The sequence below is a fragment of the Paracoccus benzoatiresistens genome (assembly GCF_026913015.1).
In the GTDB taxonomy this organism is placed as follows: Bacteria; Pseudomonadota; Alphaproteobacteria; order Rhodobacterales; family Rhodobacteraceae; genus Paracoccus; species Paracoccus benzoatiresistens.
On the sequence record NZ_JAPTYD010000085.1, the window covers coordinates 1 to 10,971 of the forward strand.

A 10,971-nucleotide genomic window follows, 5' to 3' on the forward strand; every position below is an offset into this window, starting at 1 on the left:
CGGCCTTCTCCAGCAAGGCCTCGATATCCTCAGCAATGCCGTCCAAAGGGCCTCGGAAATGCCAACCGCAGCCGCTGAGTAGCCCGGGCTAAACACCATGAAAAATTTTTTCAACGCCGATGGCGCCACAACCGTGGCGCCAGTCGGAGCCGCTTGGGCACTGGACGTAAGCGAGAGACAGTTCTCCGATGCCGAAAGTCCCGTGCTTGTCTGGCCTGACGCAGACCACTCGATCCGCTGGGCGCGCGGAGAGCGCTTTCACCATATCTTCGAAGAGCGCCTGCGCCTGTTCAGGGGAAGCACGCGCATTGCCGTATCGACGGAGGCCGAGGAGATTTCCTTCGCGGAACTCGAGCGTCGGGCGAACCGGCTTGCGCATTACCTGACACGAAAAGGCGTCAGGTCCGGAGACAGGATCGGCCTTCTCCTCAATCGGTCGGCCTGGTCCTACGCGGCGATGCTGGCCGTGTCCAAGGTCGGGGCTGCCTGGGTTCCTCTCGACCGCGCCTTTCCGCGGGAGAGAGTGGGTTTCATCCTCAAGGACGCAGAGATCCGCCTGGTGCTCAGCGTCTCGAGTTTCGCCACGGGCCTTGGCCAACTCGAGGTCGAGACCTTGTGCCTTGACCGTGCCTGTCAGGCCATCTCGGCCGAGTCCGATGCCCCCGTCATGCCGCCAGAAACCGCAGAGGATGCGCTCTGCTACATAATCTACACGTCCGGCTCCACGGGTCAGCCGAAAGGCGTCGCGGTCAACCATTCGAGCATCTGCAACTTCATTCGGGTTGCGGCGGAGGTTTATGGCCTCTCTCCGAGAGCGCGGGTCTACCAGGGCCTGACATTCGCCTTCGATTTCTCCTTCGAGGAAATCTGGGTGCCGCTCTATCTGGGTGCGACGCTGGTTCCTGCGCCGGACGAAGGAACGCTGCTTGGGGCGGATCTGGCCCGCTTCCTTGTCGAGCGACAGGTGACGGCGCTCGTGTGCGTCCCCACTCTCCTCGCTACGCTTGAGGAGGACCTGCCCGACCTCGACTTCGTTCTTGTCTCGGGAGAGGCCTGCCCCGCAAACCTCATCGAGCGCTGGTGCAGGAAGGGGCGGACCTTCCTGAACGTCTATGGTCCGACAGAGACAACGGTCACGGCAACCCTCGCCCGTCCCCGACCCGGTGGCCCGGTGACGATCGGCCGGCCCCTGCCGACCTATTCCGTGGTCATTCTCGACACCGAGGCGGACCGCATCCGGCCGCGTGGCGAAATCGGCGAGATCGCCATCGCCGGGGTCGGCGTTGCCGAGGGATACGTCAACCGCCCTGACAAGACCGAACAGGCCTTCCGCCCGGACTTCATCGGCATAGATCATAATCCTGGCGGCAGGCTCTACCGGACAGGCGATCTTGGCCGGATCACGTCCGAGGGCGAGGTGGAATATCTGGGCCGCATCGACACGCAGGTGAAGATTCGCGGCTACCGTATCGACCTGGCGGAAGTCGAGACCGTCCTGATGGAGGTTCCCGGGATCCTGCAGGCCGTGGCGAATGTCATTGAAACGGCGCCCGGTGTAAGCGAACTGGCCGCCTATTACACGTTGCGGCACGACGCCGATGGCCCAAGCCCGAAAGACATCCACGCGGCCATCAGACCCCGTCTGCCAAGCTACATGCTTCCCGCCTTTCTGGAGGAACTGTCGGAGATTCCGATGCTCCCGAGCCAAAAGGCCGACCGCAAGAGCCTGCCGCCGCCCAGGCATCCGCGCCATGCGGCCTGCAGGACCACCTGTGTCGCGCCCCGGAACGATGAAGAGGCGGCGCTGGCCGGCATTCTCGCGGACGTGCTCGGGGTTGACCAGGTCTCCGTCGAGGCGGATTTCTTCGAAGATCTCGGGGCGAATTCGTTGCTGATGGCGCGATTCTGTGCGGCGGTGCGTAGTAATCTCGGCCTCACCGCCATTTCCATGCGCGACGTCTATCTCAATCCCACCGTGCGCAAGTTCGCACCGCTTGCCCGCGCGGCGCACAGCCAGGTCAAGCTTGAGTCACCGCCGCGCGACATCCATCTGGCCTCGAACCGCGCCTTTGTCACCTGCGGCGTGCTTCAGGGACTGGTCATCGTGGCCGCCGCCAGTCTGGCCGCCTTCGTCGCCATCGAAGTGTTGCTCTGGGTGGCACTTTCGCCGGGGCGGCTTGTCGCGCTCCAGCGCTCGACGCTTGCGGCGCTTGCCATCTTTGCCGGATCCGCGATCCTTCCGATCGCAATCAAGTGGACGGTAATCGGAAGGTTCAGACCGGGCCGCGTTCCCATCTGGAGTTTCGCCTATTTCCGGTATTGGGTGGTCAGGTCCGCGATCCGCCTGAACCCTCTCGTGCTCTTCGCGGGCACGCCTGTCTACAACGTGTATCTGCGGCTTCTTGGCGCCAGTATCGCACCCCAGGCGGTGATCGGCTGCCGAATGCCTGCCGCGACCGATCTCTTTACCGTCGGACAGGGGGCAGTGATCCGCAACAGCGCGATCATCAATTGCTACCGGGCACGCTCGGGCTTCATCGAGTTCGGCCCCACGACGATCGGCGCAAATTCCTATGTCGGCAATGCGGCCGTTCTCGACATCGACAGCGGCCTTGGCGACCGGGCGCAGCTTGGCCATGTTTCCTCGCTGCAGCAAGGCCAGTTTGTCCCGGCGGGCAAGCGGTTCCATGGCTCGCCGGCCGAGGAGACCGCCACCAATTTCTGCACGGTCCCGCCGCGCGCCTGCGGAGCGCTGAGGCGCATCCTGTATCCGGCGGTGCTGGCGATCCTGGTGATCGCCGGCGCGAGCCTGTCGATTTTCGCCTTTGAATACCTGATCTCCTGGATGCTTCTCGATCTGACCGCGCCCGCTTTCGTGGAAATCAGCTGGGAACTCTATCGCATGGCCGCCCTCCTCTCCAGCCTTCTGCTGCTTGGCTTGCTCATGCTGGGATTGCTGCTGCTCTACGGTCTGCCGCGGCTGCTTGCCTTCACAATTCGCGATGGCGAGGTCTATCCGCTTTTTGGCCTGCACCACTTCATCTTCCAGACAATCGGAAGCGTCAGCAACTCGGCCTATTTCAACGGAATGCTTGGGGACAGTTCCTTCATCGTGGGTTTCCTCAAGTTTGTCGGCTACCGTCTCGACCCGGTTGTCCAGACCGGCTCGAACTTCGGGCTCTCTCAGGTGCACGAGATGCCCTTCATGTGCCGGATCGGTTCCGGCACCATGATTTCCGACGGGCTCAGCATGGTCAATTCGGAGAACTCGCACTCCTCTCTCCGACTGTCCGCTGTGTCGATCGGGGACCGCAACTTCGTCGGAAACAATGTCGCCGTCCTGCAGGATGCCAAGGTGGGCGAGAACTGCCTGCTGGCGACGAAGGTGATGGTGCCGATAGATGGCCCCCTGCGAGAGAATACCGGCCTGCTCGGCTCCCCTAGCTTCGAGATCCCGCGCAGCGTCATGCGCGACCGCTGCAAGGATCGCTACCAGGACCCCGATGTGCTCGGCGAACGGCTGCGCCTCAAGAACCGCTCGAACGCCGCGGCGATCGCCCTACTGCTGCTTGCGCAGGCCGTGACGCTGTTCCTGATGCTCGGGGTGCTGGCCAAGACGTTCATCTTCTACGAGCACCACGGCATCCTTGTCCTGCCAGTGGCAGTCATCGTGATGTCGGCGATCCTTGTCGGCTATTCGGTCCTGATGGAGCGGGCCTCGATCGGGTTCGAACGCCTGGAGCCGCAGTCCTGCTCGATCTATGATAACTATTATTGGACGCATGAGCGCTACTGGAAGTTCAGCTTCACGAACCAGAAACCGTTCATGGGTCTCTTCAACGGCACACCGTTCAAGAGCACCATCTTCCGGCTTCTGGGAGTGAGAGTGGGCCGAAGGCTTTTCGACGACGGATGCTGGATCTCTGAAAAGAGCATGACGGAAATCGGCGACGACTGCACCCTGGCGGGGTTGAGCACGCTTCAAGGCCACTCGCTTGAGGATGGCGTCTTCAAGTCCGGCCGCATCAGGATCGGGGATCGCTGCAGCATCGGCAGCAACGCTTTCGTCCATTATGACGTCGAGATCGGCGACGATGTCGAGGTCTATCCCGACTCATTCGTGATGAAGGGCGAGAACCTCCCCAGCGGAACGCACTGGCTCGGCAATCCGGCAAGACAGATCCTGTGACGTCTACCTGAAGGAAGGCGGAGCCAGAGAAGGGATGGTAAGACGGCTGACTTCCACCATCTTGCTTATACTGCGAGTTGACGTCGACTTGGATGACCATTGCAGAAAGGTGGGCTTTCGTTGAAGGACAGGATTGTCGTATGCCTGTCAGGTGCGCCTGGTACCCGGCTCCCGCAATCTGCACGGCGAAAGCCTCACCAGGGATTGTCCTGACCTTTGTGTATCTGGCCCGGTCCATGCGGTTTCAGATACTCGAGCGTCGAAGCGATCGCCGAACATCATGGCCAACTGATTGTGGGCTGCAAACCATCCCCGGACGTTTCGGCCGTCTTTCTCATGCGCATTGCACGGAAGATGGGCATCTATTCCACGCGATCGTGGGCACTTATTCCAGGGCATCGTGGGCAGCCATTCCAGACCTCGGGCAGGTTGGCCGACCGCTTCATGGAGTCAGGCCTGACCCGTTGGGTCAAGCGGTTTCGAATGGGAAACGTGTTTTCTCATGCTCTCTCCGGTAAGCGTCAGGCGGTGGGCGTTGTGGACGAGGCGATCGAGGACGGCGTCGGCCGGGGTTGGATCTCCGATGGCCTCGTGCCAGTTCTCAACCGGAAGCTGGCTGGTGACGATCGTCGAGCCCCGTCCGTGTCGGTGTTCGAGGATTTCGAGCAGATCGCGCCGCTCCGATGATGTCAGGACAGCCAGCCTTCAATCATCCAAAATGAGCAGTTCGGTCCGGGCCAGCAGCTTGAGCATCCGGGCAGGCCGGCCGTCGCCCCGGGCGATGGCCAGGGCCTCGAAGAGACGCGGCACCCGGTGATAGGCGACCAAGCGCCCATCGCGGCAGGCCTTGTGGCCGAGAGCGCAGGCGATCCAACTTTCCCCAAGGCCGGTCGGGCCGGTGACAAGCAGGTTCTCGCGTCGGGCGATCCAGGCCCCGTCAACCAGGTGGGCGATGACGGCCCGGTCGATCCCGCGCGGCGTGCGCAGATCGAGATCCTCGACACAGGCAGCCTGGCGCAGCGCGGCGAACTTGAGCCGGGTGAGCAGGCGCTTCGCGTCTCGCTCGGCTGCCTCGTAGTCGACAAGCAGACCAAGCCATTCTTCGAAGGTGAGGCTGTCGAAGGTGGCCGAGAGGCGGCGCTGCTTGTCCAGTGCCTTGGCCATACCGGTCAATCCGAGGGCGAGAAGCCGATCGGCTAGGTTTCCGGCAAGGAAAGGACAAGACCATGAGCATTTCCTTCGATTATCAGGATGACATCTTCCTCGTGCTGGTGAACGCCCGAGAACTGCGTCAGCCATTTGGAGACCGACTGGACCGATATGCGCCCGGCGAGCCTTGTCACGATAGAGACCGAGAAAGCCGCATGATCCTCGGTGCGGAGCAGGTCGTCCTGTTCAGGGGCGCGGGAATGGGGCTTCATCGGCGACCGGAAATTGCGGGGCTTCCGGCCAAAGCACACGAAACCCTGCAATTTAAGACGAACGATTCCGAAGCTTTACCATGGAAATTCAATATAATAGAGGTTGTTTTGGCCGGGCTAAGAAGACTCTATCCCCTGCAGGAAGCGTGACCTCTGATCGAGCTCCTGCTAGTTTGTTGGTCTGTATCAGAGCAACTTCGGACAACCTTGATGAGTGCCAGAGCGTTTGCGTTGATTTTAACTGCCACCGTTGTTCCCTATGCTGCATCCGCCCAAGAGACCGAGTGGAGCTACGGTGCCCTCCTGGCCACGGATTACATTTCCGATGGCGAGTCTCTCTCCGGCCACAAGCCGGTGCTCCAGGGCTATGCTGAGGTTCAGCGCGGCCTCTTCTACGGTGGAGTGTGGGGTTCCACGCTTGATGACGGGGGAGATCATCTCGAGGTCGAACTTGCCGTGGGCATTCGACCCGTCATCGGCGGTATCGAGTTGGATCTCCGTTACGCGCGCACCTTCTACAACAAATCCGGCGATTGCTGCGGGGAAATCGCCCTCTCTGCCGAGTATCCCTTGTCGGGCCTGTTTTACGTCACGACGGAAGCCTCCTATGATTTCGATACGCGGGAGGTTTCGACCGAAGCTGTTTTCGAGTATGACCTGGACGAGGTCTGGACGTTGAGCGCCGCCGTTGGCGCCGACATCGACGGGGAAGAGGACGAGGGGAATTCGGTTTCCTGGGGCTTCGGCCTGGGACGCGCGATAGGCGACAACACCTGGGTTGATGTGAGTTACCTAGACTCCACCACGGACGAGGCGCACCTGGTTGCCTCGACAGGCTTCGACTTCTGATAAAATCCTGAGTTCAGGCCTCTGGAACACTGACATGGGAGGGAGTTTCGCAGATGCATGGCGGATATCATCCAAAAATCACCGCGAGCTTCCTTGTCGTCGCGGTGGTCGCTCTCTTGGTCGGGCAGCCCAGTGCGGCGCAAACGACATCGGCAGACGATGGCGGATCAAGCATATCGCCCGATCCAGAACGCTACCGGGAAACGGTGTCGCTGCTTGCCTCGGACGCGATGGAGGGCCGCCGAGTCGGGACGCCGGGAGGATGGAAAGCAATTGGCTTCATGGAAACAAAGTTCCGGCAGGCAGGGCTTCTGCCGCCCGAGAAGCTTGGAGGCTATCTTCAGCCCTACGAACATGACTGGCATGGAAAGACGGATGCCGCCAATGTGGTCGGCTTTCTGCCGGGCACTGATCCGGTCCTTCGGGGCGAGGTGGTGATCGTCAGCGCGCACCATGATCATCTGGGTCGCAACACCGGCAGCGGTTGCCCGGACGGCCGCCACGGCGATCGCATCCATCCGGGCGCCAATGACAATGCCTCGGGCAGCGCGGCGATGCTGGAGCTGGCCTTCGCCCTCTCCTCAAGAGCCAATGAGCTCAAGCGCACAGTCCTCTTTCTTTCCGTGGATGGCGAGGAATGCGGATGCACGGGGGCAAAGCACTATGTCTATGAAGACCCGGTCTTTGCGCTCGAGGACACGGTCTACGTTCTCAATATCGATCAGATCGGCGAAGACGCCTGGCTCGAGAAGCACCGCAAGCCGCGCCGGGTCGATCACGGGGCCGACTGCGAGGTCGATGGAGAGGTTTTCGCCCGGCGGGGGATCAAAGCGGCAACGCTGGTGGGCCACAACTCGCATTATCACAGCCCCGAGGACACGGTGGGCCACATGGATTTCCCAGAGGCGATGAAGGTTGTTGATCGTGCCCTGGAACTGGTGTGGAACGCGGCACAGGCCCCGTCCGACCAGGCCGCAGTCACAAGGGGCGAGCCATAGGAGAGTCGACATGATCTTGAGGAGGTTCTGTTGCCTTAGCGAGCGACAGGTCGACATAAGCCCCTGTTCTGTCTGACATTCGGCCATCTGGCGGGTTGAAAGCGGCTCAGGGGACCGACAAAGGGGCGCTGTTGCAGGGAAGGGCATCGCAGCAGAAAGACAAGGCCTCAAGCCAGTCGCGAAAGGATCGCGATGAGCCGACAGCATGAGGAACAGGAAAGTTGCATTTCACACCTTGCGTTGCGATGGCACTCGGGAATGCCATGGGCTATCCCGTTGGCCAGCTTGATGAGCGTGAAAGGCTGGGACTTGGATCGGACGCCTGCCGAACAACTGGCCCATGCGATGAGGGATCTGCCGCTGCCGCCGGGAGGTGCACTGGCCTTCGTGCCGGTCAGAACGTTTCCCGGTGCGAGCTTGCCCGAGGCAATTCGCCGCTGGTCCCCGCGCCGGCAGGCGAGTTTCGCGGCAGGTCGGCTGGCGGCGAAAGATGCGCTGTGCAGGGCTGCCGGTCGTGACATCGAGCCGCCAGGCATTGACAGTGACAGGCTGCCGGCCTGGCCCGACGGCTGGGTGGGCAGCATCAGCCATACCGACGGTATTGCCGCGGCGCTTGTCGCGCCCCGCCGCGCGGCGAGGCTGCTTGGGCTGGATGTCGAACGGATCATGACCGACGGGGTCGCCTCTGACATCGCGCCGGAAGTTGTGCCCGAACTGTCGCCCGGTTCGTCGGGCCTGCCGCTGCATGTTGAGGTCACGCGGGCGTTCTCTGCCAAGGAGGCGCTTTACAAAGCGCTTTATCCACTAACGCGGCAATTCCGGGACTTCGGCGCGGCGCGGGTCGACTGGCAAAAGGGCGAGCCGGACGAGCAGGAGTCGGTCAGGCTGGTGCTGACCGAGGATTGGAGCGCGGAGTGGCCCGCCGGGACCGTGTTCGAGGCGGTCCAGAAGATCGCCGCCGGACATGTGGCCACGATCCTCTGGCGCTAGGCCGCGTTCCGCGGCCTGCCGCCTCGCACCGAGGAGATATGGCTGAAAGTTGGTGATGGCCCGAGGGGCGGCATATCATGGGGGTGTTCAGAACGCCGTCAATTCTCTGTCGAAAAAGGGATATACCCCATGATGAAGGCTACCGTCACGCCGCTGCCCGATCCCTAGGGAAGTGTTGCGGATCCGCTTACCGAGATCCTTCGCGCGGGTGCGCGACGGCTGACTGAGCAGGCGATCGAAGCGGACCTGCCGGCGCTTCTTGTCGCCCATGCCGGCGAGGTCACCGAAGAAGGGCATTGCCGGCTCGTGCGTCACGGCCATCTGCCCGAGCGTTCGGTGATGACGGAAATAGGACCGGTGCCGGTGAAGGTGCCGCGTGTTCGGGATCGGGGTGAGACGGCTGACAAGATACAGTTCACGCCGTCGATGCTGCCGCGCTACCTGCGCAAGGCCCGTTCGATCGAGGAGCTTCTGCCCTGGCTTTATCTCAAGGGCATTTCGAGCGGGAACTTCCAAGAAGCATTGGCAGCCCTTCTGGGCCCGAATTCGGCGGGCCTCTCGTCCTCCACGATCTCACGGCTGACATCCGAGTGGTGGGATGACTACGAGCGCTGGCAACGGCGAGATCTCAGCACCCGGCGGATCGTCTGCATCTGGGCCGATGGGGTTTATTTCCAGCCACGCATGGCCGAGGAGAAGCAATGCATGCTGGTGCTGATCGGCACTGATGAATGGGGCCACAAGGAGGTGCTCGGTCTTGCTGACGGCTAGCGCGAAAGCACCCAGAGTTGGTGCGAACTGCTGCTGGATCTCAAGCACCGGGGGCTGAGCATGGCTCCGGACCTTGCCATCGGCGATGGCGCTTTGGGGTTCTGGGCCGCCGCACTGCGCCAGGTCTTCGGCACCACACGCGAGCAGCGCTGCTGGGTGCATAAGACCGGCAATGTCCTCAATGCCATACCAAAATCGGTGCAAGCCAAAGCCAAGGGCCATCTGCACGACATTTGGCAGGCCGAGACCAGGATCGACGCAGACGCCGCCTTCAATTTCTTTATCGAGACCTACGGGGTGAAGTACGACAAGGCGGCGGCCAAAATGGTCAAGGATCGTGACGTGCTGCTGAGCTTTCACGACTTCCCGGCCGAACATTGGAAGCACATCCGGACCTCGAACCCAATCGAGAGCACCTTTGCCTCAGTCCGCCACCGCACCGGCAAGACCAAGGGCTGTCTCAGCAGAAAGAGCGGGCTCGCCATGACATTCCGGCTGCTCATGTCGGCGCTGGCCAAATGGCGCAAGCCAGACGGCACCACCCGCCTGCCGGAGATCATTCAGCGCATTGAGTTCAGGGACGGCATCAAGCAACTTCAAGCCGCCGCCTGATCAGGCCGTCACCAACTTTCGGGCATAGCTCTTCGACGAAGCGCCATCGAGCCTGAAATCGGGCGCATGAAGACCGGCGGATGCCTCGCCAGATGCACGCTGAAGGGCCGCATCGGCGATGCGATCTTTGCCGTCCTTTGCGCCTGTGCTCACAATATCAGCAAGATCCTCGCCCCATCTCAGGGCTCCTTGGCTTCTGTTGTTCCACCTGGTTGTGACGATTATCTCGGGCGAAAAACCCATCACCGGGAAGCATCGGCCGTCCGATACGGTTGCTCAGAGCCGACTTCCCAGCAGTTGAGGGGTTGAGTGGTCTCCTTGTGGAGCAGAACAGCGACACTGAGCAACTTGCGGGCGAGAGGGCATCAAGCCCTGGATGGTAAGAGATCAACTGCGAAATGCCAGTGGTGAGATCGTCTTCAATCACCACAGGTCGCCACAATTATCCGTCACGAGGATGCGTCGTGTACAATTCCCGGATAAGTCACCTTCACAGATTGGCCACTAACCTGGATGGGGCGGTAGCTGCTCCTGACGCTACCCTCGATCATCTATGTCGATCTTGCCCACTGCTGCCCTGTTTGTCGTAGACCCAGTAGCTGCGGCAGCAGCAAGGACAGGACGAATCGGATGCGGGATCAAGAAAATAGCCCAGTCCAAAATTGCCGAGGCCGGCGAACGGCGTCCATTCCAGAATAGGATACCGCGATAGATCTTCCACCATAACCCCTGCAGTCTTCAACTTTCGACCAAGATGATCGGCCTTAGTTTTCCTTAATGCACGCTTTGCATGATCAAGCCAGGCTGAGATGGGGTCTTTATCAAATGGCGCGTTCTCATCCTCACCCATCGGCATTTCCTTACTGGTGTACGATGCAAACATACATCATTTTCAAGTTTCATCTAAGAGCGTGAATGCCCCAAGTGCTATTTATACCATGTCCTTTGCGAGATTTCCATTCCATCTTTCAATCACCACAGATTTTACTGATTCACAATAAACGAAACTTCTTTTCTCGGTATTTCCTGCGTCTTCGCTGAAGGCAAGGTGCGCCTCGCCCCTTGGCATTCAGGTGTGCGGTCATTTTTCTTTGGTCGTGTTCATCAAAGATAATCGTCTGATTTCATGGTCATGTTTGTC

7 protein-coding genes and 3 pseudogenes are annotated in these 10,971 nt (G+C 60.9%); 7 read left to right on the forward strand and 3 right to left on the reverse strand.

The genetic code is table 11. The annotated features are described in order from the left end of the window. Window positions 1–88: 88 nt before the first annotated feature. The gene (locus OU682_RS22255) at window positions 89–379 is read right to left on the reverse strand and encodes a hypothetical protein (RefSeq protein ID WP_268944397.1); all 291 of its coding nucleotides are present in this window, start codon (window positions 377–379) and stop codon (window positions 89–91) included. On the opposite strand from OU682_RS22255, the gene OU682_RS22260 reads away from it, so the two are divergent. After that, window positions 335–4,189: a Pls/PosA family non-ribosomal peptide synthetase gene (locus tag OU682_RS22260; RefSeq protein ID WP_268944396.1), complete on the forward strand. Its 3,855-nt coding sequence runs from the start codon at window positions 335–337 to the stop codon at window positions 4,187–4,189. The two genes, OU682_RS22255 and OU682_RS22260, sit on opposite strands and share 45 nt — an antisense overlap. 450 nt (window positions 4,190–4,639) lie before the next feature. Here the strand turns inward: OU682_RS22260 and istB are convergent. Next, a pseudogene (gene istB / locus OU682_RS22265) lies at window positions 4,640–5,353 on the reverse strand (IS21-like element helper ATPase IstB). Between the two features lie 62 nt (window positions 5,354–5,415). On the opposite strand from istB, the gene OU682_RS22270 reads away from it, so the two are divergent. The 6 genes and pseudogenes from OU682_RS22270 to OU682_RS22295 form a co-directional block, all read left to right on the forward strand. After that, window positions 5,416–5,760: a hypothetical protein gene (locus tag OU682_RS22270; protein WP_268944391.1), complete on the forward strand. Its 345-nt coding sequence runs from the start codon at window positions 5,416–5,418 to the stop codon at window positions 5,758–5,760. A gap of 60 nt (window positions 5,761–5,820) precedes the next feature. Continuing rightward, on the forward strand, window positions 5,821–6,459 hold the full coding sequence (locus OU682_RS22275; protein WP_268944392.1) for a TorF family putative porin: 639 nt from the start codon (window positions 5,821–5,823) through the stop codon (window positions 6,457–6,459). A 281-nt stretch (window positions 6,460–6,740) separates the two neighbouring features. After that, window positions 6,741–7,457, forward strand: coding sequence for a M28 family metallopeptidase (locus OU682_RS22280; protein ID WP_268944393.1), 717 nt, complete (start codon window positions 6,741–6,743; stop codon window positions 7,455–7,457). Window positions 7,458–7,766: 309 nt separating this feature from the next. Beyond that, window positions 7,767–8,447 carry a 4'-phosphopantetheinyl transferase family protein gene (locus tag OU682_RS22285; protein ID WP_268944394.1) on the forward strand — a complete coding sequence of 227 codons (681 nt, stop codon included), beginning with the start codon at window positions 7,767–7,769 and terminating at the stop codon, window positions 8,445–8,447. A 129-nt stretch (window positions 8,448–8,576) separates the two neighbouring features. After that, window positions 8,577–9,830, forward strand: a pseudogene (locus OU682_RS22290) (IS256 family transposase). 15 nt (window positions 9,831–9,845) lie between these two features. Next, window positions 9,846–10,131: pseudogene (locus tag OU682_RS22295) on the forward strand (hypothetical protein); the annotation flags it as partial. Between the two features lie 246 nt (window positions 10,132–10,377). Here the strand turns inward: OU682_RS22295 and OU682_RS22300 are convergent. Next, window positions 10,378–10,680, reverse strand: a complete 303-nt coding sequence (locus OU682_RS22300) for a hypothetical protein (protein ID WP_268944395.1) — start codon at window positions 10,678–10,680, stop codon at window positions 10,378–10,380. Window positions 10,681–10,971 lie beyond the last annotated feature (291 nt).